Source organism: Rhizobium sp. SEMIA4064, assembly GCF_003025035.1.
Classification (GTDB): Bacteria; Pseudomonadota; Alphaproteobacteria; order Rhizobiales; family Rhizobiaceae; genus Rhizobium; species Rhizobium paranaense.
The window spans coordinates 169,084-195,481 of record NZ_PYJN01000018.1; the positions used below are offsets into that span (position 1 = coordinate 169,084).

General features: G+C 59.9%; 26 protein-coding genes. 18 read left to right on the forward strand and 8 right to left on the reverse strand.

Features of this window, described 5'->3' with window-relative positions:
• The first annotated feature begins 37 nt into the window (after positions 1-37).
• Positions 38-769: a helix-turn-helix transcriptional regulator gene (locus C9E91_RS13055; RefSeq protein WP_107108853.1), complete on the forward strand. Its 732-nt coding sequence runs from the start codon at positions 38-40 to the stop codon at positions 767-769.
• 138 nt (positions 770-907) lie between these two features.
• Here C9E91_RS13055 and C9E91_RS13060 read toward each other — a convergent pair whose 3' ends face one another.
• The 4 genes from C9E91_RS13060 to C9E91_RS13075 all read right to left on the reverse strand — a co-directional run bounded on the left by C9E91_RS13060 (position 908) and on the right by C9E91_RS13075 (position 4,406).
• Complete coding sequence (locus C9E91_RS13060; RefSeq protein WP_107108709.1) at positions 908-2,047, reverse strand: DUF2333 family protein; 1,140 nt, start codon at positions 2,045-2,047, stop codon at positions 908-910.
• Positions 2,048-2,236: 189 nt separating this feature from the next.
• Positions 2,237-3,259: a hypothetical protein gene (locus tag C9E91_RS13065; RefSeq protein WP_107108710.1), complete on the reverse strand. Its 1,023-nt coding sequence runs from the start codon at positions 3,257-3,259 to the stop codon at positions 2,237-2,239.
• 81 nt (positions 3,260-3,340) lie between these two features.
• Positions 3,341-3,727 carry a c-type cytochrome gene (locus C9E91_RS13070; protein WP_107108711.1) on the reverse strand — a complete coding sequence of 129 codons (387 nt, stop codon included), beginning with the start codon at positions 3,725-3,727 and terminating at the stop codon, positions 3,341-3,343.
• 97 nt (positions 3,728-3,824) lie between these two features.
• A complete protein-coding gene (locus C9E91_RS13075; protein WP_107108712.1) occupies positions 3,825-4,406 on the reverse strand; it encodes a thymidine kinase in 582 nt (193 codons plus the stop codon).
• A 242-nt stretch (positions 4,407-4,648) separates the two neighbouring features.
• Here C9E91_RS13075 and C9E91_RS13080 point away from each other — a divergent pair, with 242 nt between their 5' ends.
• From C9E91_RS13080 to C9E91_RS13120, 9 genes are all read left to right on the forward strand, one after another.
• The gene (locus tag C9E91_RS13080) at positions 4,649-5,596 is read left to right on the forward strand and encodes a choline ABC transporter substrate-binding protein (protein ID WP_245407493.1); all 948 of its coding nucleotides are present in this window, start codon (positions 4,649-4,651) and stop codon (positions 5,594-5,596) included.
• Between the two features lie 171 nt (positions 5,597-5,767).
• Positions 5,768-6,628, forward strand: coding sequence for a choline ABC transporter permease subunit (gene choW / locus C9E91_RS13085; RefSeq protein WP_210318951.1), 861 nt, complete (start codon positions 5,768-5,770; stop codon positions 6,626-6,628).
• Complete coding sequence (choV, locus tag C9E91_RS13090) at positions 6,625-7,674, forward strand: choline ABC transporter ATP-binding protein (RefSeq protein ID WP_107108714.1); 1,050 nt, start codon at positions 6,625-6,627, stop codon at positions 7,672-7,674. Before choW ends, choV begins: the two co-directional genes overlap by 4 nt.
• Before the next feature lie 40 nt (positions 7,675-7,714).
• Positions 7,715-8,464: a HugZ family pyridoxamine 5'-phosphate oxidase gene (locus tag C9E91_RS13095; RefSeq protein ID WP_107108715.1), complete on the forward strand. Its 750-nt coding sequence runs from the start codon at positions 7,715-7,717 to the stop codon at positions 8,462-8,464.
• A gap of 118 nt (positions 8,465-8,582) precedes the next feature.
• On the forward strand, positions 8,583-8,900 hold the full coding sequence (locus tag C9E91_RS13100; protein WP_028751732.1) for an ArsR/SmtB family transcription factor: 318 nt from the start codon (positions 8,583-8,585) through the stop codon (positions 8,898-8,900).
• A gap of 384 nt (positions 8,901-9,284) precedes the next feature.
• Positions 9,285-10,613, forward strand: a complete 1,329-nt coding sequence (gene aptA / locus C9E91_RS13105) for an omega-aminotransferase AptA (RefSeq protein WP_107108855.1) — start codon at positions 9,285-9,287, stop codon at positions 10,611-10,613.
• Positions 10,614-10,704: 91 nt separating this feature from the next.
• Positions 10,705-12,402 (forward strand): adenine deaminase, encoded by a 1,698-nt coding sequence (ade, locus tag C9E91_RS13110; RefSeq protein ID WP_107108716.1) that lies wholly within the window; start codon positions 10,705-10,707, stop codon positions 12,400-12,402.
• A gap of 104 nt (positions 12,403-12,506) precedes the next feature.
• Entirely contained in the window at positions 12,507-12,707 is a 201-nt protein-coding gene (locus tag C9E91_RS13115; RefSeq protein WP_107108717.1) for a hypothetical protein, read from the forward strand.
• Entirely contained in the window at positions 12,704-12,958 is a 255-nt protein-coding gene (locus C9E91_RS13120) for a type II toxin-antitoxin system RelE family toxin (protein ID WP_107108718.1), read from the forward strand. Before C9E91_RS13115 ends, C9E91_RS13120 begins: the two co-directional genes overlap by 4 nt.
• Here the strand turns inward: C9E91_RS13120 and bglA are convergent, their stop codons facing one another.
• Complete coding sequence (bglA, locus tag C9E91_RS13125) at positions 12,959-14,605, reverse strand: beta-galactosidase BglA (RefSeq protein ID WP_107108719.1); 1,647 nt, start codon at positions 14,603-14,605, stop codon at positions 12,959-12,961.
• 294 nt (positions 14,606-14,899) lie between these two features.
• Between bglA and C9E91_RS13130 the strand changes: the two genes are divergently transcribed.
• The 8 genes from C9E91_RS13130 to C9E91_RS13165 all read left to right on the forward strand — a co-directional run bounded on the left by C9E91_RS13130 (position 14,900) and on the right by C9E91_RS13165 (position 23,473).
• Entirely contained in the window at positions 14,900-16,480 is a 1,581-nt protein-coding gene (locus C9E91_RS13130; protein WP_107108720.1) for a peptide ABC transporter substrate-binding protein, read from the forward strand.
• Positions 16,481-16,531: 51 nt separating this feature from the next.
• A complete protein-coding gene (locus tag C9E91_RS13135) occupies positions 16,532-17,455 on the forward strand; it encodes an ABC transporter permease subunit (protein ID WP_107108721.1) in 924 nt (307 codons plus the stop codon).
• Positions 17,452-18,369 carry an ABC transporter permease gene (locus C9E91_RS13140; protein ID WP_107108722.1) on the forward strand — a complete coding sequence of 306 codons (918 nt, stop codon included), beginning with the start codon at positions 17,452-17,454 and terminating at the stop codon, positions 18,367-18,369. The genes C9E91_RS13135 and C9E91_RS13140 overlap by 4 nt, the downstream gene beginning before the upstream one ends.
• Position 18,370: 1 nt before the next feature.
• The gene (locus C9E91_RS13145) at positions 18,371-19,366 is read left to right on the forward strand and encodes an ABC transporter ATP-binding protein (protein WP_107108723.1); all 996 of its coding nucleotides are present in this window, start codon (positions 18,371-18,373) and stop codon (positions 19,364-19,366) included.
• Complete coding sequence (locus C9E91_RS13150; protein WP_107108724.1) at positions 19,359-20,345, forward strand: ABC transporter ATP-binding protein; 987 nt, start codon at positions 19,359-19,361, stop codon at positions 20,343-20,345. Before C9E91_RS13145 ends, C9E91_RS13150 begins: the two co-directional genes overlap by 8 nt.
• A 96-nt stretch (positions 20,346-20,441) precedes the next feature.
• Positions 20,442-21,359 carry a sugar kinase gene (locus C9E91_RS13155; RefSeq protein ID WP_107108725.1) on the forward strand — a complete coding sequence of 306 codons (918 nt, stop codon included), beginning with the start codon at positions 20,442-20,444 and terminating at the stop codon, positions 21,357-21,359.
• 124 nt (positions 21,360-21,483) lie between these two features.
• Positions 21,484-22,590: a glycosyltransferase family 4 protein gene (locus C9E91_RS13160; RefSeq protein WP_107108726.1), complete on the forward strand. Its 1,107-nt coding sequence runs from the start codon at positions 21,484-21,486 to the stop codon at positions 22,588-22,590.
• Positions 22,591-23,032: 442 nt separating this feature from the next.
• Entirely contained in the window at positions 23,033-23,473 is a 441-nt protein-coding gene (locus C9E91_RS13165) for a MarR family winged helix-turn-helix transcriptional regulator (RefSeq protein ID WP_107108727.1), read from the forward strand.
• A 27-nt stretch (positions 23,474-23,500) separates the two neighbouring features.
• Here C9E91_RS13165 and der read toward each other — a convergent pair whose 3' ends face one another.
• The 3 genes from der to C9E91_RS13180 all read right to left on the reverse strand — a co-directional run bounded on the left by der (position 23,501) and on the right by C9E91_RS13180 (position 26,309).
• Positions 23,501-24,928 carry a ribosome biogenesis GTPase Der gene (gene der / locus C9E91_RS13170; RefSeq protein WP_107108728.1) on the reverse strand — a complete coding sequence of 476 codons (1,428 nt, stop codon included), beginning with the start codon at positions 24,926-24,928 and terminating at the stop codon, positions 23,501-23,503.
• A 15-nt stretch (positions 24,929-24,943) separates the two neighbouring features.
• A complete protein-coding gene (locus C9E91_RS13175; protein ID WP_107108729.1) occupies positions 24,944-25,627 on the reverse strand; it encodes a tetratricopeptide repeat protein in 684 nt (227 codons plus the stop codon).
• Between the two features lie 100 nt (positions 25,628-25,727).
• Entirely contained in the window at positions 25,728-26,309 is a 582-nt protein-coding gene (locus tag C9E91_RS13180) for an NnrU family protein (RefSeq protein WP_107108730.1), read from the reverse strand.
• Between the last annotated feature and the right edge of the window lie 89 nt (positions 26,310-26,398).

A 26,398-nucleotide genomic window follows, 5' to 3' on the forward strand; every position in this document is an offset into this window, starting at 1 on the left:
TTGATACCGATAACACGCTGTGGGCGCTTACATCAAAATGTCCTATTTCATCACCGCCGAGAGACAATTATTGCTTTCCGCCGAATTGGCCGCAGCCCGGACACAAACGGCTTTTGCGCAGGCTTTGGATCGTGCGAGCTCCGCTTTCGGCTTCAGCCACGCAGCCCTGATGAATGCTCCGGTTTCCGAAGATTCCATGTTGACGCCGCTGGTCATCGAAGGCTCGATGCCGGTGCAGTTTCTCCGTGATTTCGATCGTAACCAGTTGCTCCGCCAATGCTCGATCTTGATGCGCGTGCGGGACTCGGTCATGCCGCGTTCGTGGCATCTGCTGGAAAAAGGCGCCGCCCACGATGTGGACCTGCCGCGCGAGCTGCGGACGCTCTTCACCAATCACAATTGTCCGATGGGCGTCGTTATTCCCATCAACTCCTCTGACGGACAGCGTCTCGTCTTCTGGTTCATGGGCAATCGCAGCAGTCTCGGGCAGAGCGAGCTCAACGAGCTCACCATGATCATGCTACAGGGGCTCGACACCTACAACTGCATCAAGCGCAACGACGGTGCCGTGCCGCACATGCTTTCCGCCCGGGAGCTGGAAGTGGTTCGCTGGACGGCGCAGGGCAAAACTTCGGTCGAAATCGGCCAAATTCTCTCCCTCTCCGATCACACGGTCAACGCCTATATGACCAACGCGATCAGAAAGCTCGATTGCGTCAACCGCACACAGTTGGTCGCCAAGGCCATCCGTTTGAAACTGATTAGCTAAAGCAATTCCAGGAAAAGTGCGAAGCGGTTTTCCGTCCGGAATTGCGTGAAAACAAAGAGATAGAGCGGGAAAGCGATTCCGTGACACGCTTTCCCGCTCTAATCGTTTCAGCACATTCCCCTGACGACCGCCCGTCCTTTAACGGCCGCCAAGAACGCTACGCATTTCCACCAGATTCGAGCGCACACGCAGGATGTAGAATCCCATGGTCGCAAGATGGCTCGGCATGATCCAGCCATCTTCGCGCCCATTCGAAATGATGGCGGGCTGAATCCGCAAGGCGGCTTGCAACTGCTTCATCGTGCCGGTCCAGAGCGTACCCAGGTTACGCTCGGCGATGACCTGCTGGAAATCGGCACCAACCGCGCTCAGAATGCCGTAATAGCCATAGAGCTGGCCATAGGCGAACCAGAAACGGTCATCGGCGCGCATGTCAAACCAGCCGTAATTGTGGTTCTCCGAGCGCTCCGCCAGAATGTCCGACGTGCTACCGAGATCGTTGGCAACGCGATCGATGAATTGCAAGAGATTGTCGGCCCGGCTATCGAAAACGGCATTGCAGGCGCCGAGATCGGTATTGAACTTGCGCAAGCTGCCGATGGCAGCGCGATAATAGCTCGGCGTCGGCGTCTTCAGACCAAAGGGGCGCAGGCCGAAGTACCAGCTCGATTCGTCGAACTGCAGATTGCCACGAGCGCTCTGCAGGTCGCTGTTGACGCCGGATGTGCCACGCACGCGGACGAGCGTATCGACCAGCTCCACCGATGTGCGCCGCACAGCCTGATTCACGCCGCGCTGAAAAGCCGCCTTATTGTCGAGGAAAGGCGTGTCATCCCAGCTCATGCCGACGAACCCCAGCTTGAAGAGCAGCATCGAGGAGATCCACGCATTCTGGTTGACGTTGAAATCGGTAAGATCGGCCGTAACGTCGACGATCGCGGAGGTCTGGCAGGCCTTCGGCGCATTCGCGGCTGCTTGCTGCCCATTCACAGCCGGCAGTTCCTGCCCTGCCCCGACCTTGCGGTCTGAAAACTTGTAGACGTCGGGATAATTGGCATCGAAGCCGTTCCAGACCTGCGTCTGCCAGATGAAATAGACGTAGAGCACCGCCATCAGCGCCACGAAAGCGGCAATCGGCAGTTTGATCATCCAATTGCGCTGCCGGTACCAGCCGTGAGCGGCAAGGAAGGGCCAGAGTATCCCAACGAAGAGGAGCCCCAGGCCGCGTGCAATGGCGCTGCCGATCCGCTTGAAGAACGCAGTGATCGAATCAAGCATGAACCTCTCCTTTGCCGCGCTGCGCGCCTGTCGGACGAGCAATGAACGCGGGACACCTTGAGCTTCCCTTCTGCGCCGAAAATCGCTTCGGATTCTCGTGCATGTGGAGGCATGTCGTTATTCTCGTTCAAGCAGATATGTGTTCCCGGAGGAGACAGCAACCGGCTGTTGTCATTTTTCAATCAATGATCAGGTCTCCGGCTCGGTCTCTTCCGACGGCTCGACGACTGCCGCAGGCGCTGCCAGCAGATGCGGCTCCAGCCGCCGCGTAAAGATATCATCGGCACGAGCCTTGCGCGCTGCGAGATCATGCCCCGCAAGCACATTCGCTTCGAAGGCCGCAATCAAAGCGGAGACCGCGGCTGGCCTTTCGGTGGCCGGCAGCGGCGGCGCAGCTTCCGATATCACCGCCCGCAGCAAGGCAATCCGCTGCTCGATGTCGATGGCAAGCTTGCCCGCCATCGCATTGACGGCGGCAATTTGCGTGTTCAGGACGTTTGCCAGCTCCTCATAGATATCGATCAGCCGCTGTCGCGCTGCTCGCCCCGGCTGCAATGCCCGCTCCCGCTCATGCAGATCATCCCGCTCGGCGGTCAGCCGGCTATATTCCGCCTCCAATTCGGATCGTGAACCGGCATCGCGAGCCGACGAAATGCTGCTGCGCCGATCGAAAATCCTTGGAATCAAGACATCCGCCTGGCGCTGCACGTCCTCAATCTCGAAATCGATGTGTTGCCGCCGCTCGATGACCCGCACCAGATGCGCCTCGCAATCGCGAAAGGAGCGAACCAGCGCCGGTCGCGCGGTCCTGAACTGCGCATCGAGCGAAGCCGAAGCTGCCAGCGCCGCTTCGAGATCGGCCGCAATCGACGCCGGCTTGGCCTGACTTTGCCCGATCCTGCGCCCGAACAGCCCCGACGTGTCGATCCCGGCCGTCTCATCGAACAGCCGCCGGTGCTGCAAATCAGCGGTCGCGGTCAGTGAATCCAGTTGCTTCACCAGCGACAGGGCCAGATTTCTCCAGCGATCGAGCAGCTCGATCGTTTCACGCACCAGCGCCTCTTCCACCGGGAAATTGATGGCGTCGACGCGCCCGTTGCCCTTGGCATTGCCGCCGAGCCCGGCATTGGCCGCATCCATGCCCTTGATCGCGTCCTCGAGCGCCGCGCGGGCCTTGTCGATCTCGCCGTCGAAAGAGTGGGCCTTGACCATGAAAGCGTCTCTCAATTGCCGTTGTTGGCGAGACTAACCGCTTAAATGCACAAAGAAAATGCCTGAGCGTGCAAACCTGCCTCAGTGTGTGACAGAAGGGTTCTTCAAATAGGCGATCAGATTGTCCAAATCCTTGTCGCTCTTCAAACCGGGAAAGGTCATCTTCGTGCCTTTCACCAGGAATTGCGGACTGGGCAGGTATTTCCGCAGCAGCGCCTCGTCCCAAACCTTGCCATCGGCGCCGAAGGCCTTCATCGCCGGCGAGTAGTTATAATCCGGCACGGTGGCCACGGGACGACCGACCACGCCCATCAGCGATGGCCCGACATGGTTCTCATGTTCGGTTGCCGTGTGACAGACGGCGCACTTCTTGAAGACTGCCGCACCGGCAACTGCATCTCCGTCGGCAAGAGCGGCCGAAGCGGAAAGAAGAACGGCGGCCACGGCCGTCAGACAGCGCAATTTCATGTTTCCTCCACCATCGGATGTCTGGATGCGATTCCGATTGCCACGACCATAAAGAAATTCGCCGCCATCTACCGGATGACGCAATGCCGCGGACGCTTCATTCCCCGGCCATGGCTTCCTCCCAGTGACGGCGGCAGAGAGAAACATATTTGTCGCTGCCGCCGATCTCGATCTGCGCGCCCTCGTGCACCACCCTGCCCTGTCGGTCCAGGCGCACCAGCATCGTCGCCTTGCGGCCGCAGTGGCAGATCGTCCGCACTTCACGCATCTCGTCGGCAATCGTCAAAAGCTCCTGCGAGCCCGGAAACAGCTTGCCTTGGAAATCGGTGCGCAGCCCATAGGCCATGACCGGTACGCCGAGGCGATCGACAATGTGGGCAAGCTGCCAGACCTGCTCGCGCGACAGGAACTGCGCCTCGTCGACGAAGACGCAAGCAAGCGCTTCCTCGGCGTGCAGGTTGTCCACCATTGCAAAGAGATCGTCCGTTTCATCGAAGGGCGTGGCGGCCATCTCCAGGCCGATACGCGAAGCGATCTTGCCGCGGCCGGCGCGATCATCCAGCGCGGCGATGAAGGCAACCGTCCGCATGCCGCGCTCCTCATAATTATAGGCAGCCTGCAGCAGCATGGTCGACTTGCCGGCATTCATCGTCGAATAGTGGAAGTACAGCTTGGCCATGATATTCTCCTTGAGCGTCTCATGGGTTCTCCATCGCCGGAAGGAAAGACGCCTTCGGCGAAAACCACAGGAATTGCGCGGCCCGGACAGGACAGATCGGCTCGGCAATATATGGCTGAAAAAATATTGGGGAGTCGCAATCAGCCCCTACAAACCGACGCAAATACAATGAGGTCGCTTGAAAATGTCAGTTATTGGTGGTTGCTTGGGAACGTTAGACTGGGAGTCACACAATGATAAAAATGACTTTAACCGCATTTGCCTTCGCTTCAGCTCTTTCCGCGCTGATGCTGGGCGCAACCACCGCATCCGCCGCTGAGCCGGCAAGCTGTGGCAACGTACATTTTGCCGATGTCGGCTGGACCGACATCACCTCCACCACCGCGACGGCCTCCATCCTCCTGAAGGCTCTCGGCTACGACACCGACGTCAAGGTGCTCGCCGTGCCGGTGACCTATCAGTCCCTGAAGAACAAGGACATCGACGTGTTCCTCGGCAACTGGATGCCCTCCATGGCCGAGAACATCAAGCCGTTTGCCGCTGACAAGTCGGTCGAAACCGTACGTGCCAACCTCGAAGGCGCCAAATACACCCTGGCGACCAACGAAAAGGGCGCAGCACTCGGCATCAAGGACTTCAAGGATATCGCTGCCCACAAGGACGACCTTGACGGCAAGATCTATGGCATCGAGCCGGGCAATGACGGTAACCGCCTGGTCATCGACATGGTCGACAAGAACACCTTCGGCCTGAAGGGCTTCGAGGTGGTCGAGTCCTCCGAGCAGGGCATGCTGGCTCAGGTGTCGCGCGCCGACAAGGAAGGCAAGCCGATCATCTTCCTCGGCTGGGCGCCGCATCCGATGAACAACACCTACAAGATGACCTACCTCACCGGCGGTGACGACATCTTCGGACCGAACTTCGGCGGCGCGACCGTCTACACCAACGTCCGCGCAGGCTACCTGCAGGAATGCCCGAATGTCGGCACCTTCGTCAAAAACCTCGTCTTCTCGCTGCCGATGGAAAACGAGATCATGGGTAAGATCCTGAACGACAGCAAGGAGCCGGAAGCGGCTGCCACGGAATGGCTGAAGGCAAATCCGACTGCGATCACTCCCTGGCTCGCTGGCGTCACCACCAAGGACGGCGGCGACGGGCTTGCAGCGGTTAAGTCCAAGCTCGGTCTCTAACAACATCCGGGGATAAGGGGCGGCTCAACCGCCCCTTTCTCTTCCGGTGGACGAGAGACTGTTTCCTTCCTATTGCGCCACATATCCGGCAGTGACCGGGTGGCGCCATAGGCCGTTATTCTCCGGCGGCCCTATCCGGAATCATTTAAGACGCCCGGAATTGCCGCCCCAATGGTGGGCAAAGACGTGAACTGGTTAAACGATTACCGCATCCCCATCGGTCCATGGGCCAAGGCCGTCGTGGATTGGCTGACAAGCAATTTCATATGGTTCTTCGACGGCCTTTCCTTCGTTGCCTCACATGGGATCAAAGGACTGCTGTTCCTCTTGCAGGAACCACATCCGCTGGTCGTCGTCGTCATTTTCGCGGCCGTTGCCTACTGGTTGCGCCGGAGCATTCCGGTCACGATCCTGACCCTGGTCGGCCTGCTGATCACCATCAATCAAGGCTATTGGAAGGAAACGACGGAGACGCTAGCGCTGGTGCTGGCCTCGACCTTCGTCTGCATGCTCGTGGGCGTCCCCCTCGGGATAGCCGCCGCTCGCCGCCCCTGGCTCTATGCCTTCATGCGGCCGATCCTCGACCTGATGCAGACCATCCCGACCTTCGTCTATCTGGTACCGGCGATGATCCTGCTCGGCCTCGGCATGGTCCCGGGCCTGATCGCCACCGTCGTCTTCGCCATCCCCGCATCGATCCGTATGACCCGTCTCGGCATCATCTCGACACCGCCTTCTCTCGTCGAAGCAGCCGAAGCCTTCGGCGCGACGCCGCGACAGGTGCTGCGCAAGGTCGAGGTGCCCTTCGCCATGCCGCAGATTATGGCCGGCCTGACGCAGACGATCATGCTGTCGCTCTCGATGGTCTCAATCGCCGCCCTCGTCGGTGCGCCTGGCCTCGGCGTGCCGGTGCTGCGCGCGCTGAATAGCGTCAACGTCGCCAAGAGCTTCGATTCCGGCTCCTGCATCGTCATCCTGGCGATCATTCTCGACCGCATGTTCCGTGCCCCCGGCGAAGGAGAAAAATCATGACCACCGCCGTCGGCTTCAAAAATGTTAGCATTATCTTCGGCGACCGTCCCGAGGCAGCGCTCAAGCTTGCAGATGCGGGAAAAACGCGCGACGAGATCGGCAAGGCGACCGGCCTCGTGCTCGGCGTCGCCAATGCCTCGCTCGAGATCGAAGAGGGCGAAATCCTCGTGCTCATGGGCCTGTCCGGCTCTGGCAAGTCGACACTGCTGCGCGCCGTCAACGGCCTGGCGCCGGTCGTGCGCGGCGAGGTCGTCGTCAACAGCAAGACCGGACCGGTCAATCCCTATAGCTGTAATCCCAAGGCACTGCGCGACCTGCGTATGCATACCGTCTCCATGGTGTTCCAGCAGTTCGCGCTGCTGCCCTGGCGCACCGTCGCCGAAAATGTCGGCTTCGGTTTGGAGCTGGCGGGCGTGCCCGAGGCTGAGCGCAAGAAGCGTGTCGACGAGCAATTGCAACTCGTCAACCTGACGCAATGGGCAAACCGCAAGGTCAACGAACTCTCCGGCGGCATGCAGCAGCGCGTTGGCCTCGCCCGCGCTTTCGCCACCGGCGCGCCGATCCTGCTCATGGACGAGCCGTTCTCGGCGCTCGACCCGTTGATCCGTACCCGCCTGCAGGACGAGCTTCTGGAATTCCAGCGCCGCCTGAAACGGACGATCCTCTTCGTCAGCCACGATCTCGACGAGGCCTTCCGCATCGGCAACCGCATCGCCATCATGGAGAGCGGCCGGATCATCCAGTGCGGCACGCCGCAGGAAATCGTCAAGAACCCCGCTGACCAATATGTTGCCGACTTCGTGCAGCATATGAACCCAATCAGCATGTTGACCGCCCGCGATGTCATGCAACAGGGTCTCGGCCACTCCGGAGCAGGCGGCTCGGTCACTGCTACGGCCACGGCCACGACACCGCTCATCGATATCCTCGACGCGCTGACACATCAGCCAGGCAATATCGGCGTCGTTGACAACGGCGTGATTATCGGGACGATTTCCGCCCAGGATGTCGTGGCTGGCCTCACCAGCCACCGGCGGAGAGAGTAGTCTATCTCAGGCTCTCTCCCGTCTTGTAGAGAGAGCAACTATGAACGACAAACCGTCCGTATTGCGGGAAACCGATGACGAGGCGCGCAAGCAGGCACGTATCCTGCTGCGCGCCGCTCGCTATGCGGCCATGGCCGTCATCGATCCGGAAACAGGCTTCCCTTCCGTCAGCCGCGTGCTGACCGGCACGGATATCGATGGCGTGCCGGTCATTCTCGTCTCCGGCCTTTCCGCCCACACTAAAGCGCTATCGAAAGACCCCCGCGCCTCGGTTCTCTTCGGCGAGCCCGGCAAAGGCGATCCGCTCGCCTACCCGCGCCTCGGTGTTCAGTGCAGGGCCGAGCGCGTCGATCGCGAAAACCGTCTGCATGGACGCATTCGTTCGCGCTTCCTTGCGCGGCATCCCAAAGCCAAGCTCTATGCCGATTTTGCCGATTTCTGCTTTTTCCGCCTTATACCGCTTACCGCCAGCCTGAATGGCGGTTTCGGAAGAGCATATATTTTGCCCGGGAACGATCTGATGATTCTTTCAGCGGCGAACGAGATGCTTGCTGAACAAGCAGACGAGATAGTGCGAGAATTACTAGCCCACTACCCACGTATCATTACAACTATAGTGAGTAGTCTAAGAGGATCGGGCGGCAAAAATTGGCGGATTTGTGGCCTAGATATGGCAGGAATCGACCTAATTTGGGGAGATGAGGCCTTGAGATGGGAATTTGACCCACCTTTGGCGGAGCCGCACGACGCTCATACATACATATCTAAAATAGCATACTCGATACCTTAAATTTAGGTATATACAATCTTTGGCCTGTATTGGTATTGTTACTTATCGGATTAATTCCCCGATTAGAGCAAAAACCCGCAATTTCTGATGTACGCTCCGCATTAGGAAGATTAAAAAGATGAAGACAAGAAATTTGGCCGAACACTCCAACGTGGCGGCAGCATTATTATCTGCTATGGCGAACCCGAAGCGCCTCATGATTCTTTGCAGCCTGGTCAAGGGTGAAGTTCCGGTTGGTGTATTGGCCAATCAGGTGGGGCTCAGCCAATCTGCACTTTCCCAGCACCTTTCGAAGCTGCGCGCCCAGAAGCTGGTGAAGACCCGCCGCGATGCTCAAACGATTTACTACTCCAGTACTTCAGACTCGGTTATCCGGGTTCTGGAAACACTGGAAGACATTTATTGTGAACCGGAAAAAAGTAGATCGGCTGCTTAATAGCCAAAACTGGCTATGAGTATGTCGAGGCAAGGTCCGCAAGGAAAAGATAGTTTCCAACCTTAGGATCAAGCCTCTTTCATCACCACATATATAAATGATTTGGCTGGCAAATTACCCAATTTGCCAGCCTTTTCGTGTTCGGTGCCTTGCTCTTGGGCGAGCGCGGTGCGGCATGCGAGCATTGCGCCAAGCGCTGCGGCACGCGGGGCGGGGCAGGATCCACTATAGACCCGCGCGCTATCCTAACGCCCACCTTTGTCTTGACACCCATGTTTGTCTTGACGCCAAGGGGCCGGCTGATAATTTGACCAGGCAGTAAATAATCACGCGGCCCCACGGCTGCGATCGGGAAATGGCCCCCGAATGGCCATGGAGAACAGCATGTCCGACCGTCAGAATGCCACCCCCAACGATCTGCGCGCCTTTTGGATGCCGTTTACGGCCAATCGCCAGTTCAAGAAGGAACCACGTCTCTTCGTCGGCGCCAAGGATATGTACTATACGACCCATGATGGGCGGCAGGTGCTTGACGGTACGGCCGGCCTCTGGTGCGTGAATGCCGGCCACTGCCGGCCGAAGATCACTGAGGCCATTCGCGAGCAGGCGGGCGAACTCGATTATGCGCCGGCCTTCCAGCTCGGCCATCCCAAGGCTTTCGAATTGGCGAACCGGCTGGTGGACATCGCCCCCGAGGGCATGAACCACGTTCTCTATACCAATTCAGGTTCCGAATCCGTCGAGACCGCGCTTAAGGTGGCGCTCGCCTACCATCGCGTGAAGGGTAACGGCTCGCGTTTCCGCCTCATCGGCCGCGAGCGCGGCTATCACGGCGTCAACTTCGGCGGCATCTCCGTCGGCGGCATCGTTTCCAACCGCAAGATGTTCGGTACGCTGCTGACCGGCGTCGACCACATGCCCCATACGCATATTCCCGGCAAGAATGCCTTCACGCGCGGCCAGCCGGAGCACGGCGGCGACATTGCCAGCGAGCTGGAGCGCATCGTCACGCTGCATGACGCCTCCACCATCGCCGCCGTCATCGTAGAGCCGATCGCCGGCTCCACGGGCGTGCTGATCCCGCCGAAGGGCTATCTGCAGAAGCTGCGCGAGATCTGCACCAAGCACGGCATCCTTTTGATCTTCGACGAAGTCATCACCGGCTTCGGCCGCCTCGGCGCTCCCTTCGCCGCGCAATATTACGATGTCGTCCCGGACATGATCACCACAGCCAAGGGCCTGACGAACGGTGTCATCCCGATGGGCGCCGTCTTCGTCACCTCGGAAATCCATGATGCCTTCATGCAGGGACCCGAGCACATGATCGAGTTCTTCCATGGCTACACCTATTCCGGCAACCCGATTGCCTCTGCCGCCGCTCTTGCGACGCTCGATACCTATAAGGAAGAAGGCCTGCTGACGCGCGCTGCTGAGCTTTCGGACTATTGGGCCGATGCGCTGCATTCCCTGAAGGATTGCCCGAACGTTATCGACATCAGAAACACCGGCCTGATCGGCGCCATCGAGCTCGACCCCATCGCCGGCGAACCCACCAAGCGCGCCTTCACCGCCTTCCTGAAGGCCTATGAAAAAGGCCTGCTGATCCGCACCACCGGCGACATCATCGCACTCTCCCCACCGCTGATCATCGAAAAGCACCATATCGACGAACTCTTCGGCAAACTCAGGGATATCTTGCAGAATAATATCTGAGGCTTAGTCTCGTCAGAATCAGCCCCTCATACCCCCATTGCAATTGCAGAATGGTCGGGCATGAGGGGCAAACTTTATACGAGGAATGGACATGTCGGAAAAACTTGAACGCTATATCGACCAGGGTGTCGGCCGGGAGCCGGCGGATATCGTGCTCAAGGGCGGGCGGTTCTTCGACCTGGTGACGGGCGAGCTCGTCGCCTCGGATATCGCCATCTGCGGCGATCGCATCGTCGGCACCTGCGGCACCTATCAGGGCCGCGAGGAGATCGATATCTCCGGGCGGATTGTCGTTCCGGGCTTCATCGATACGCATCTGCATATCGAATCCTCCCTGGTGACACCGCATGAGTTCGATCGCTGTGTTCTGCCCTATGGCGTGACCACGGCCATCTGCGATCCGCATGAGATCGCCAATGTGCTCGGCACGGAAGGTATCCAGTATTTTCTGGATTCCTCGCTGGAAACCATCATGGACGTCCGCGTCCAGCTTTCCTCCTGTGTGCCGGCAACGCATCTGGAGACGTCGGGAGCCGATCTGCCGATCGAACGACTCCTGCCCTTCCGCGATCATCCGAAGGTCATCGGCCTGGCAGAATTCATGAATTTCCCGGGTGTCGTGCACAAGGATCCCATCTGCATGGCCAAGCTCGACGCCTTTCAGGGCGGCCATATCGACGGCCATGCGCCGCTTTTGCGTGGCAACGACCTCAACGGCTATCTCGCCGCCGGCATCCGCACCGAACATGAATCGACGACCGCCGAGGAAGCGCTCGAAAAGATCCGCAAGGGCATGCATATCTTGGTGCGCGAAGGCTCGGTCTCCAAGGACCTGCATGCGTTGATGCCGATCCTCACCGAGCGCCTGTCGCCCTATCTGGCGCTTTGCACTGACGATCGCAATCCGCTCGACATCGCCGAACAGGGCCATCTCGATTATATGATCCGCACTGCGATCGCCCACGGCGTCGAGCCGCTGGCGATCTATCGCGCAGCCTCCATCTCGGCCGCCCGCGCCTTCGGCCTGCGGGACCGTGGCCTGGTGGCGCCCGGCTGGCGCGCCGATCTGGTCGTCATCGACAGTCTGGAGAACTGCAAGGCGGAGACCGTCTTCTCCGCGGGCCGGCGCGTCACTGCAGAGCTTTTCGCCACCCGCAAATCCGTCGCCCCGGTCGGTCTCGACAGCGTCAAAGCGCGCCCGATCAACGCTGCCGATTTCGGCGTGCCGATGACCGAGGGCGAAAGCTCCGTGATCGGCGTCACCCCCGGAAAAATCATCACGCAGCATCGCCGTTACCGCCTGCCGGTCAAGGGCAACCAGACCGATATCGATCTCGGCAACGATGTCATCAAGGTGGCCGTCATCGAGCGGCACGGCAAGAACGGCAATCATGCTAATGGTTTCGTTCAGGGCTTCGGCCTGAAGAAGGGCGCCATCGCCTCGACGGTCGGTCACGATAGCCACAACATCTGCGTCGTCGGCGTCAATGAAGACGATATGGCTCAAGCCGCCAACCGCCTCAGCGAAATCAATGGCGGCTTCGTCGTCGTCGAAAACGGCGTCGTCACCGGCGAAATCGCCCTGCCAGTCGCCGGCCTGATGAGCCTCGAGCCCTATGAAAATGTGCGCGATACGCTGCATCACCTGCGCCAGGCTGCTTACGCCCTCGGCGCGACGCTGGAAGAGCCCTTCCTGCAGCTCGCCTTTCTGCCGCTGCCGGTCATCCCACATCTGAAGATTTCAGACCGAGGTCTTGTCGATGTCGACAAGTTTATGCTGATTGGGTGATGAAGCCCGCAATCAAACAATTCACGCGCTGGGACTCCAATTGAGTGGCGCGTATTGTTATCTTTTAATCGCAACGCAAAATCACTTGGCAACGGAAAATACTCGTGACGAAGCTTGAGCAGATTGAGAAAAACATCACCGAACTGGGACAAGAGGATTTCAAGGCGTTCACCGAATGGTTTGAAGCTCTCCAGGCGGCTCGCTGGGACAAGCAGATTGAGGCCGATATCAACGCCGGTAAGTTGGACCAGCTAGCAGACGGAGCCCTCGCCGATTTCCGGGCAGGAAAGACTAAGGCGCTGTGAAACATCATGCGGCGCCGACATTCTGGCAAGCTTATGAAAAGCTGCCAAAACACGTCCAAGAACTGGCTGATCGCAACTTCGAACTACTGAAATCGAACCCGAAGCATCCGTCGCTTCACTTCAAGCAAGTGGGACGCTTTTGGTCAGCCCGTGTAGGAATTTCCTGGCGTGCGCTTGCCGCAGCGGATGGGGAGGATCTCATTTGGTTCTGGATCGGCTCCCACACCGACTACGACAAACTCCTGCGCTGATCATCCCACCTGCCCGCAGAACACGTCCAGTGCCGCGAGGGTCACCGCCTCGCTGGCGTGGGCGGTCGCAAAGCCCGGCATCGGCACGGTCTTTGTCACTTTGATCCCCTTTGGCAAAGCGACCTTTACAGGCTCCCGGGACAGGTTGAAGACAAAGAGCAGTGTTTCGCCCCCCTTCTTGCGCGTAAAGGCGAGAACATCTGCTTTGGTATCGAGGAAGGTCATGTCGCCGTCGACCAGCGCTGCGTGCCGCTTTCGGAAGGCCAGCGTCGCACGGTAATGATGAAGAACGGACTGCGCATCCGCCTCCTGCTTGTCGACGGCGAGTGACGCGTGCTGATAGGGCACCGGCAGCCATGATTTCTCGGCCGTGCTGAAGCCCGCATGCACGCGGCCCGCCTCCCAGGGCATCGGCGTGCGGCACCCGTCGCGGCCCCTGAAGGCCGGCCAGAAGCGGATGCCGTAGGGGTCCCGAAGATCCTCGAAAGCGAGCTCCGCCTCGGGCAGGCCCAGTTCTTCACCCTGATAGAGACAAATCGAACCGCGCAAGGTGGAGAGCAAGGAGATCGCCAATTTGGCGACACGCGGCTGCTCGGCCTCCGTTTCGGCAAACCGGCTAACATGACGGTTCACGTCGTGGTTGGAGAAAGCCCAGCAAACCCAGCCGTCTGTGACGTTTTCCTGGAAATCGCCGACACAGCGGCAGAAATGTTCTGGCGTGAAGTCCGGGCCTAGCAGGTCGAAGGTATAGCACATATGCAGCTTGTCGCCGCCGCTGGTATAGGCGGCGACCGTCTGCAGCGAGCGGGCGCCATCGCCGACTTCGCCGACGGTCGTGCGTCCCTCGTACTGATCCAGCAGCTTGCGGAAGCGCTTCAGGAAGCCGATATTTTCCGGCTGCGTCTTGTCGTGGAGGTGGTTCTGCATGCCATAGGGGTTGCTTTCCGGCGCATCCAGTCCGCCAATGGCAACCGCGGCCGGCGGATTGTCCCGCAGCTTCTTGTCACAGAAATAATAGTTCACCGTATCCAGCCGGAAACCGTCGACGCCGCGATCGAGCCAGAACTTGACCGCCGCAAGCACGGCATCCTGGACCTCGCCATTGTGGAAATTCAAATCCGGCTGAGAGGTCAGAAAATTGTGCTGGTAATATTGACGGCGCACGCCGTCCCATTCCCAGCCCGGCCCGCCGAAGATCGACAGCCAGTTGTTCGGCGCCGTGCCGTCCGGCTTCGAATCGGCCCAGACATACCAGTCCGCTTTGGGATTGTTGCGGCTTGCCCGGCTCTCGACGAACCAGGGATGGCGATCCGACGTATGCGAGATCACCTGATCGATGATGACCTTGAGGCCGAGCGCATGTGCAGCCGTCATCATCTCATCGAAATCGGCGAGCGTGCCGAAGATTGGATCGACGTCGCAATAGTCGGCGACGTCATAACCCATATCGGCCATCGGCGAGGTGAAGAACGGAGCCAGCCAAATGGCATCGACGCCGAGTGAGGCAATATGCGGCAGGCGGCGGGTGATGCCTTTGATATCGCCGAGCCCGTTGGCGTCGGTATCCTGAAATGACCGCGGATAGACTTGATAGATCACCGCACCGCGCCACCAATCGGCTCCCGCCGCTTTGTCCGTTGATTTCATGAAACAATCCGCCTCGATTTCCTCTCGCCCTTCAGATTGCACACTAAGCCTTGGGCGGCAAGCTGCAACTCAGGCGAAGGGTGAGCCCGTGCTTATATGAGCAAAAATTTGTGAAGTGATTTCGGAAAACTGCCAATGTAGATATTCACAGCCGCGAGCCCGAGCTTGCTTTAGGACTTGAAAGCGACGTTGCATCGGATAACTTGCGACATTGACCTGCACGTACAGGTCACCTGCGGGATAAAAATAGCCTTAAAAAACAAGGCCCATAGCTCCAGAAAGGTGGGGAAAGATATGACTCATTTTAGCAAGAAGTTCATCGTGTCGGCATTCGTCGGCACGTTGTTAAGCGTCTCTGCACATGCAGCAACCCTCAATATCCACAACGGCGGCGACCCCACGTCGCTCGACCCGCAAAAAATTTCCGGTGACTGGGAAAACCGCATCGACGGCGACATTTTCGAAGGCCTGGTGACGGAAGATTCCAAGGACAACCCGATCCCTGGCCAAGCGGCAAGCTGGACCGTTTCCCCCGACCAGAAGGTCTATACCTTCAAGCTGCGTGACGGCATCAAGTGGTCCGATGGCCAGCCGGTGACCGCCGAGGATTTCGTCTTCGCCTTCCGGCGCCTGATGGACCCGAAGACCGCCGCCCAATACGCCTATCTGCAGTACACGATCTTGAACGCGGAGAAGATCAACAAGGGCGAGATCAAGGATCTGACGCAACTCGGCGTCAAGGCCATCGACGACAAGACGCTGGAAATCACGCTTGAGAACCCGACGCCTTACTTCCTCAATGCCCTGATGCACTACACGGCCTACCCGCTGCCGAAGCATGTCGTGGAAGCCAAGGGCGACGAATGGGTCAAGATCGGCAACATCGTCACCAACGGCCCCTATAAGCCCGTAGAATGGGTGCCCGGCTCGCACGTCGCCAACGTCAAGAACGATCAGTACTATGACGCCAAGAACGTGAAAATCGACAAGGTGAACTTCTACACGCTGGAAGATCAGGCAGCCGCGCTGAAGCGCTATCGCGCCGGCGAATTCGATGTTCTGACGTCGTTCCCCGCCGATCAGTTCGAGTGGATCCAGAAGAACCTTCCTGGCCAGGCACATGTGGTTCCGTTCCTCGGCACCTATTACTACGTCCTGAACGCCACCAAGCCGCCCTTCAATGACAAGCGCGTCCGCCAGGCCCTCTCCATGGCCGTTAACCGCGAGGTCATCGGGCCGAAGATCCTCGGCACCGGCGAGCTGCCGATGTATTCCTGGGTACCGCCGGGCACGGCCAATTACGGCGAGCCGGCTTACGTGAGCTGGAAGGATGAGCCTTATAAGCAAAAGGTCGAAGAGGCCAAAAAGCTGCTGAAGGACGCCGGCTTCGGCCCTGACCATCCGCTGAAGGCACAGCTTCGCTACAACACCAACGACAACCATAAGCGCATCGCCGTTGCGATCGCCGCCATGTGGAAGCCGCTCGGCGTCGATATCGAACTCTACAACACCGAAACCAAGGTGCATTACGATGAAATGCAGCGTGGCCAGGTGGAAATTGGCCGTGCCGGCTGGCTTGCCGACTACAACGACCCGATCAACTTCCTGAACCTGCTGTCCACCGGCGTCGAGATGAACTACGGCCGCTGGAGCAACCCGGATTACGATGCGCTGATCAAGCGGGGCAACGAACAAACCGACCTGCAGAAGCGGGCCGAAATCTACAAGAAGGCCGAGCAGCTCGCTCTCGACGACAGCGCTGCCATCCCGATCTACTACTACGTTTCCCAGAACATCGTCGCCCCGAAGGTCCAGGGCTTCGTCGATAATATCCAGGACATCCACCGCACGCGCTGGCTGTCGATCAAAGAATAATTGGGAACAGGCCCCCTCCCGGACACAACCGGGAGGGGGCCGTCTAAGACCATGTTTGGCTACGCTCTCCGTCGTTTGCTGTCTACAATCCCGGTCCTGTGGATTGCCGTGACAGTGTGTTTTTTCATTCTGCGCCTCGCTCCCGGCGGCCCTTTCGATGGCGAAAGGCCATTGCCGCCGGAAGTCAAAGCCAACCTCGCGGCTCACTACAACCTCGATAAGCCCCTGGTTGAGCAATACCTGATCTATGTCGGCGACGTCATGAAGGGCGACCTTGGCCCCTCCTTCGCCAATCAGGACTTCACCGTCACCCAGCAGATCATGTCCGGCTTCCCCTATACGCTCACCATCGGCGGCGCCGCCTTCGTGCTCGCAACCATCGTCGGGGTGTTTATAGGCTGTCTTGGGGCGCTCTATCAGAACCGCTCGGCCGACTATTGGCTGGGCGGCGGGCTCTTGATCGGCCTGGTCATGCCAAGCTTCCTGATCGCCCCGATCCTTCAGCTCGTCTTTGGCAATACGCTCGGCTGGCTGCCGGTCGGCGGCTGGGGTGATGGCTCGATCCGGTTCCTGATCCTGCCCATCGTCGTCCTGACGCTGCCGCATGCGGCACGCATCTCGCGGCTGATGCGCGGCTCGATGATCGAGGTGATGAGCCAGAACTTCATCCGCACCGCCAAGGCCAAGGGCATAGGCCCGCGGCTCACCGTAATGCGGCATGCGTTGAAACCGGCCATGATGCCCGTCGTGTCCTATCTCGGACCGGCGGCAAGCTACCTGCTCACCGGTTCACTGGTCGTCGAAAGCATTTTCGGCCTCCCCGGCGTCGGTCGCTACTTCGTCGGCGCAGCGCTGAACCGCGACTACGGCATGGTCCTCGGCACGGTCATTTTCTACATGGTCCTGATCGTGGTCCTCAATCTGCTGGTCGACATCGCCTATGCCTGGCTCGATCCGAAAGTGAGAATGCGATGATCCTCAATTCCGCCAAGAGAGAATTGCTGGAAGCGGAATTGCTTTCGGCAGAAGGGCTTGCACCCAAGGGGCGCTCCCTCACCGGCGATGCGATGCGTCGCCTGCTCCGCAACAAGGCCGCAGCACTTTCCCTGATCGTGCTGGGGCTGCTGGTTCTTGTCGCCATTTTCGGCCCGTACTTCCTGCCCTTCAACTATGAGGACCCGGACTGGAACTCCTTTCGAGGCGCGCCAGACTTTGCCGCCGGCCACTATTTCGGTACCGATGGCAACGGTCGCGACCTTCTATCGCGCACGCTCTACGGTACGCGCGTTTCGCTGACCGTCGCGCTCGTCGCCACCCTCGTCTCGGTGGTCATCGGCGTGCTCTACGGTGCCGTCTCGGGTTATTTCGGGGGCCGTGTGGACGCCATCATGATGCGCTTCGTCGATATCATGTACGCGCTCCCCTACGTCCTCTTCGTCATCCTGCTGATGGTGATCTTCGGCCGCAACGTCTATCTGCTGTTTGCGGCGATCGGTGCGCTCGAATGGCTGACCATGGCGCGTATCGTGCGTGGCCAGACGCTCTCCATCAAGCAGCGGGAGTTCATCGAAGCCGCGCGGGCCTCCGGCCAGCGATCGTTCAAGATCATCCTCAAACACATCGTGCCGAACCTCGTCGGTCCGGTCGTCATCTACGCGACGCTGACCATTCCCGAGATCATCGCAACGGAGAGCTTCCTCTCCTATCTCGGCTTCGGCGTGCAGGAACCACTGACCTCCCTCGGCACGCTGATTGCGGAAGGCTCGGCCGGCATGGAGACGACGCCCTGGCTGCTGTTCTTCCCGGCCGGCTTCTTGGTCGCGCTGTTGATGAGCCTGCTCTTCATCGGCGATGGCCTGCGCGACGCTTTCGATCCGAAGGATCGCTGACATGACAGATACACTTCTCGAACTCAAAGACTACTCCATCACCTTCCGCACCCCGGAAGGCGAAGTCGCCGCCGTCTCAAAGATGAACCTCAAGATCGGCCGTGGCGAACGCATCGCCATCGTCGGTGAATCCGGTTCCGGCAAGAGCCAGACCTTTCTCGGCCTGATGGGCCTGCTCGCCAAGAACGGCCGCACCAGCGGCCAGGCGCTGCTCGACGGCAAGGACCTGCTGACGCTGAAGCCCCGCGAACTCGACCATGTGCGTGGCAAGGACATGGCCATGGTCTTCCAGGACCCGATGACGGCGCTCAATCCATCGCTGCGCATATCGCGGCAATTGACCGAGCAGCTCGAGGTCCATGGCGGGCTTTCGGCGCGTGCGGCTTCGGCGGCAGCACTCGACATGCTGAAGCGGGTCGGTATCCCTGACCCGACGCGCCGCTTCAACCTCTATCCGCATGAGCTCTCGGGCGGCATGCGCCAGCGCATCGTCATCGCCATGGCGCTGCTCACCAAGCCGAAGCTCCTGATCGCCGACGAGCCGACGACGGCGCTCGACGTGACGATCCAGGCGCAGATCCTTGATCTCTTCAACGAGCTGACGGCGGAAATGCACACGGCGCTGGTGATGATCACCCACGATCTCGGCGTCGTTGCCGGCCTCGCCGACCGCGTCGCCGTCATGTATGCCGGCCGCATCGTCGAGGAAGCACCGGTCGAGGAGCTGTTCGAAAATCCGGCCCATCCTTACACCGCGGCGCTCCACGCCTCCATCCCGCGGCCGGATCAGGATGTCGATGATCTCGCCGTCATTCCTGGCCGGCCGCCGAACCTGATGCATCTGCCACGCGGCTGCTCCTTCTCGCCGCGCTGCGCCCATGTGCAGGACGACTGCCTGGACGCACCGCCGCCGCTCGACCGGCTTGCGCCGCAACGCTGCGCCGCCTGCTTCCATCCTCTTTCCGCCCAGCAGGAACGGAGCCTCATCCATGGCTGAACCCACGCTTCTGAAGGTCGAGCATCTGACCACCGAATTCGAGCTGCCATCGAAATCCTTCTTCAAACCGCCGTTGGTCCTGACGGCGGTCAACGACGTCAGTTTCGAACTGAAGACCGGACGCACGCTCGGCATCGTCGGCGAATCCGGCTGCGGCAAGTCCACGCTCGGCCGCTCCATCCTGCGGCTGATCAAGGCGCAGAAGGGCCGCATCATGTGGCAGGGCGGCAACCTGCTAGATCTTTCGGAGGAGGAAATGCGCGCCGCCCGCCGCGACATGCAAATCATCTTCCAGGACCCGATCGCCTCCCTCGACCCGCGCATGACGGTCGGCGACATCATCGCCGAGCCGCTGACCGTCTTCGAGCCAAAGCTGACGAGAGCTGAGCGGCAGGACCGCGTCCGCGAGATCATGGCAGCGGTCGGCCTCGTGCCGGAGATGATCAATCGCTATCCGCACGAGTTCTCCGGCGGCCAGGCGCAACGCATCGGCATCGCCCGCGCTGTGGTGACGCGGCCAAAGCTGATCGTCTGCGATGAGCCGGTCTCGGCCCTCGATGTTTCGATCCAGGGCCAGGTGATCACGCTGTTGCGCAAGCTGCGCAAGGAGTTCGGTCTGACGCTGATCTTCATCAGCCACGATCTCTCCGTCGTGCGCCTGATCTCGGACGACGTGCTGGTGCTTTACCTTGGCAAGGTGGTGGAAGCGGGCGACGCTGCCACCGTCTTCGACCATCCGGCCCATCCCTATACGCAGGCGCTGTTCTCCGCCGCCCCTATCCCCGACCCGAAACGGGCGCGGGGCCGCGAGCGCATTCGCCTGCAGGGCGATCCGCCTTCGCCGCTCAATCCACCAGCCGGCTGCGTCTTCTCGCCGCGCTGCTGGAAGGCGACGGATATCTGCAGGACAAAGATGCCGCCGACCGAACAGGTTCGCCCCGGCCAGACCGCGGCGTGCTATCATATGGACAGGCCGTAAAGCTCAAAAAAGGTGGACGGCGCAGCCCGCCGTTCGCCTTGCTCAAGCAGCCACATACGCGTATGCAGCAGCGAAGGGAAAACGCAGGAGGACGTCTTGGGCGGGCATTTTCTATCGATCGGCGAATGCATGGTGGAGCTGTCGCAGGCCCCGGACGGGCATCTGCGCAAGGGCTTTGCCGGCGACACCTTCAACACAGCCTGGTACGCCCGCGCCTGCCTGCCGGCGGATTGGTCCGTCGATTATTTCACCGCGCTCGGCGATGACCCGATGTCAGACGAAATGCTGGATTTCATGAAAGCGCATGACATCGGCATTTCGAATATCCGCCGTCTCCGTGGCAAGACGCCTGGCCTCTACATGATCAACCTGAAGGATGGCGAGCGCTCTTTCAGCTATTGGCGCGATAGTTCGGCTGCCCGCCAGCTTGCCGCCGATGGCGACCGGCTTCGCACCGCGATCGAAGAGTCCAACGTCCTCTATTTCTCCGGCATCACCCTGGCGATCCTGTCGCATGAAGACGCCGAGACGCTGCTTGCCGAGCTCCGCCGCGCCAAGGCCGTCGGCAAGCTGGTGGTCTTCGACCCCAACCTGCGCCCGCGTCTTTGGTCGAGCTTCGACGCGATGCATACCATGATCGGCGAAGGCGCACGGGCCTCGACGCTAGTGATGCCAAGCTTCGACGACGAGGTCTCTCATTTCGCCGACGACTCGATTGCCGGCACCATCCGCCGCTATCGGCAGCATGGCGCCAATATGGTCGTCGTCAAGAATGGTCCAGACGGCGCGACCGTCGGAACCGATGCCGGCGAAACGCTTGTTCCAGCCGTCAAGGTCGCCAAGGTCGTCGACACCACCAGCGCCGGCGACAGCTTCAATGGCGCGTTCCTCGCGCATTATCTGGAGCATGACGACCCCGTTGCCGCCGCCCATTTTGCCGCAGGGATCGCCGCAAAGGTCATCCAGGAACACGGTGCCTTGGTGCCGCCGGAAAAGCTGCAGGCCGCCGGCTGAACACTGTAATATTTCCATCATAGACACCCCGCACAATAAGGCAGGCGCGGGAATCATCTTTACTGCACCGGAATTGGTTGTACCGACACCATGAGGGTGCGGTGCGGATGGAACGTTTTTGGATATGTTGCAGCGCTTGTCGGACATCGATCACAGAGCATGGGCCGAAGCGGCTACCCCGGTCGCGACGCCGGAGCGCTTGCTCATCGTCAGCGATGCCTGGCACCCGCAGGTGAATGGCGTCGTCCGCTCCATCGAAAATACCAACCGCGAACTGGCGCGTATCGGCGTGGATGTCGTCATGATCACGCCGGAAGGTTTCCGCAACGTCCCCTGCCCGACCTACCCGGAAATCCGCTTGTCGATTGCAAGCTACCGCAAAGTCGCCGCCAGGATCGAAGCGGTCCGGCCAACCTATGTGCATATCGCGACAGAAGGTCCACTCGGGCTGACGGCCAGGCGCTGGTGCTTGAAAAACGGCATGCCGTTTTCGACGAGCTATCACACCCGCTTCCCCGAATATGTTGCGGCCAGGCTGCCGATCCCACAGAGCTGGCTCTACGCCTTCGTCAAATGGTTTCACAATGCCGGCTCCGGCTGCATGGTGGCGACACCGAGCCTTGCCAGTGAGCTCAAGCAGAAGGGCATCCATAATCTGCTGCCCTGGAGCCGCGGCATCGACTCGACGCTTTTTCGCCCCCAGCCGCTCGAGGAAAACCCCTTCGGCCTGCCTCGCCCGATCTTCATGACCGTCGGCCGGGTAGCGCTCGAAAAGAACCTGCCGGCCTTCCTCGATCTGGACCTTCCCGGTTCGAAGGTGGTCGTCGGCGACGGACCGGCGCGCGCCGAGCTGCAGAAACTTTATCCAAAGGTGCTCTTCCTCGGCTCGAAGTTCGGCGAAGCGCTAGCGCATGCCTATTCGCAAGCCGACGTTTTCGTCTTCCCGTCAAAGACCGATACGTTCGGCAACGCTATTTTGGAGGCCTTGGCGAGTGGCGTCCCCGTCGCCGCCTATCCCGTCACCGGCCCCGCCGATATCCTTGGTGGCAACGATGCAGCCGGCGTCGTCGATGAAGACCTGGCGAAAGCCTGCCGTGCCGCACTCTCCTCTTCCCGCGAAGAGGCTCGCGCGCTGGCACTCAACTACTCCTGGGAAGCCGCCACGACGCAATTCATCAGCAACGTCCGTCTCGCCAATCATCGCGGCCGGACGTTGCCTCGAAACGACTGAGTGTGGGCCATTCGCCGTCGCCCGACGGCCGCTGTTGCGTGTCAGGCACGCATGAATTCACGATTCTCTTCGATCTTTAGCTGACAAGGAATGAGGTTCGCATCGCAACCGGCTCTGGCCGGCGCAGGCGTGACGTCATATTGCGCAATGCGGCGAGGGAACAGTTAGCCGGTCCACCGCGTTCACTGGCACGCATAGCGACGTTTTGCCTTCATCCGCGAACGTCACAACATTGAATTCTTTGGCATGTTCCGCCACAGACTTGGCATCGGCACCAATGTTGGTGACCATCCGCGAACCGCGTGGCCGGCTCTCCAAGGCAACTTACATTGCGCAGGACTCTTTATCGCTAAAATCAAGAAAATGCATAGCTGTCATGCATTTTTATGTATACGATTATTTATCGCACGATTTAAGTAAAGTCGCTTATGGAGTGCTAAACATGACAGACGACCCGCTGAAACTGGATACTTTCATATGCTTCGCCCTTTATTCGGCGAACCATGCGATGAATCGGCTATACAAGCCCATGCTCGACGAGCTGAACCTCACCTATCCGCAATATCTCGTCATGGTGACGTTGTGGGAGGAGGATGGCCAGACCGTCGGCGGCATCGGCGAAAAGCTTTTTCTGGAATCAAGTACGCTGACGCCGCTGCTGAAGCGCCTGGAAGCCGCCGGCTTCATCCGGCGTACCCGCAGCAAGGAAGATGAACGCCAGGTGCTGATCCGCCTGACGAGCGAAGGCACGGCTTTGAAGAAGAAAGCCACAGGCATTCCCGCCTGCATTCTCGATGCATCGGATACGACGGCGAACGAGCTGACGCGGTTGAAAGTGGAAATCATTAAGCTGCGCGAAGCACTGAGCAAGAACGCGGCCTGATCCCTCAGCCACTGATCCCCTGGGCCGTCACCGCTTCTTTTTGCTCTCGTACGGATTTTCCGACGAGCGGAAATGGATGCGGATCGGCACGCCCGGCATGGCGAAATCTTCGCGCAGGCCGTTGATCAGGTAGCGCACATAGGATTCCGGCAGCGCATCCGAGCGCGTACAGGAAATCATGAAGGCCGGCGGGCGCGCCTTCACCTGGGTCATGTATTTCAGCTTGATGCGCCGGCCGGAAACCGCCGGTGGTGGATGCTGGACCTGCTGCGTCTCCAGCCAGCGATTGAGCCTTGCGGTGGACACGCGCTTGTTCCAAACCTTATCGGTATCGACGACCGCTTGCATCAAGCGATCCAGCCCCTCGCCCGTCTGACCGGAAATCGGGACGGCGCGAATGCCGCGAGCCTGCGGCAGCAGCCGATCGGTCTTTTCGCGCAGATCGGCAAGCACCGCCTGGCGATCCTCGATCATGTCCCACTTGTTGAAGGCAAGCACGGCGGCCCGGCCCTCGCGGACGACGAGATCGACGATCTGCAGATCCTGCTTCTCGAAGGGAATGGTGGCGTCGAAGACGATGACCACGGTTTCCGCGAAACGAATGGCGCGCAACGCATCGGCGACGGAGAGCTTTTCGAGCTTTTCGGTCACCCTGGCCTTGCGGCGCATGCCGGCGGTATCGAACATTTTCACGGTGCGGCCGCGCCAGCTCCAATCGACCGAGATCGAGTCGCGGGTAATTCCGGCTTCCGGACCGGTCAGCAGCCGGTCCTCACCAAGGAAGCGATTGATCAGGGTCGACTTGCCAGCATTCGGGCGGCCGACGATCGCGACACGCAGCGGCCGCGTGTCGTCATAGGCCGGCTCCTCGTCGATCTCTTCACCGTCTTCGCCGACGGCAGGACGCGGAATGTTGACATTCGTCTCCGCCTCATCATCCCTGGGCGGAAAGGCGCGCTCATGGCCGAGCGCCTCGACGATGGCATCGCGCAGATCCATCATGCCCTGGCCATGTTCGGCAGAGATCGGGCAAGGCTCGCCAAGGCCGAGCGTGAAAGCATCGTAGAAACCGCTATCCGAACCGCGTGCTTCCGACTTGTTGGCGACGAGCACCACCGGGCGTCCGCGCTTGCGCAGCATTTCGGCCAGCGCCTTGTCGACATGTGTCAGGCCCATCTTGGCGTCGACGACGAAGAGCGTCAGATCGGCTTCGTCGATCGCAGCCTCCGTCTGGGCGCGCATGCGGCCTTCCAACGTCTCCTCGCCGGCTTCTTCAAGACCAGCGGTATCGACAATGCGAAAACGAAGATCGACGAGGCGCGCATCGCCGGGACGGCGGTCGCGCGTCACACCCGGCGTGTCGTCGACAAGCGCCAGCTTCTTGCCAACCAGACGGTTGAAAAGAGTGGACTTACCGACATTCGGGCGACCGACGATCGCAACCGTGAAACTCATTTAGTGATTTACCCTTCAGCCTTTCGCGACCGGTGCCTTGCCGGATGCGGTAATGAGATCAAGCAGCATCTGGGCGCGGTTGCCGACATTGCGCGGGCTCTGGGGATCGTCGACGATCGCCTGGAACCATTGACGCGCCTTGGCAAAATCGCCGGCCTTGTAGGCAGCAAGACCGAGCACGTCACGTGCGGAATGCCGGAAGGCATTGGCCGGCACGGCCAGTTCCTGGGCTTCCGCGGCAACTTGGTCGTACGTGCCCGTATCGACAAGCAAATAAGCAGCGCGCAGGCGAGCCGCATCCTGGATAACGGCCGGAACGCCGGATTCCTTGCCGATCGCCGAGAAGGCGGCGATCGCGCCGGCCGTATCGCCCTTCTGCGCCTGCAGCGTAGCGGCGCGCATGCGCGCCAGCAGCGGATAAGAACCGCTGCCGCTCTTCTCGATGGCGGCCAATGCAGCCAGCGCATCGTCCGTCTTGTTCTGGTCAGCCAGCGTCAACGCGGCGATGAACTGATCGCCGCTGCTGCCGGCCTGACGACCCGACCAGTAGCGGTAGCCGCTAAAGGCCGCAGTGCCGAGAACGATGAGCACGGCAGCACCGATGATAAGCCGGCCAAAACGGCGCCATACGAACCGCAACTGGTCCGAACGCAGTTCCTCGTTCACCTCGCGGATGAAGCTATCGTCGTTGAATGCCATTCTCGTCTCCGGCCCAGGCCAAAATATTGCAAAGAGCTTATGGGTAGTGGGGCCTTCTACTCCATTTTGCGGCCGTTGTAAGGGGGAATGGCAGAAATCGTCACATAACGAGCGGCGAAACCCCGATAATCCACGCGTGCAGCTTCCAAATGATCAATCCCCAGACCACGATGCCGATGACGATGGCATAAAGATCGTATTTCGCCGAAACGAAGGGCCGCAGGGAAATCTCGCCCGCGCGTTCGCGCCGCTTCAGCGATATCCGCATGATAACGCCCCAGGCCAGGAAGGCGGCAAACAACAGCATGGCGGCGCCATCGCCATTGGAAAGCAGATGCGCGAAGGCCCAGATCTTCACCGACAGCACCATCGGATGCTTCGTCCTGACCGCGATATGCCCTGCCGGCAGCAGAGAGGCGACAAGACAGATCAGTGCAAAAAGCATTAGCAGGATGGTGATATGGCTCATCCAGAATGGCGGAGACCAGATCGGGGTCGAATCGCGCGCTTGCCCGAAGCCGTAGATCAATAGAATCAGCGTGACGATGCTGGCAATCGAATATCCGATCTTCCAGCCGCCCTCGCCGAGACTCTCGATCATCGAGCGGCGGAAGCCGGGTATCACGACGCGGATCAGATGAATACCAAGGAAAAGGATGATGCCAAGGATGAGCAGTGACATGAGTGAAATCCTGTTCGTGTCTTATAGAGACACCAGTATCGACTATGGCGAAAAATTGCCAGCGGGACCGCAGCTTTGCCGCATTTGAC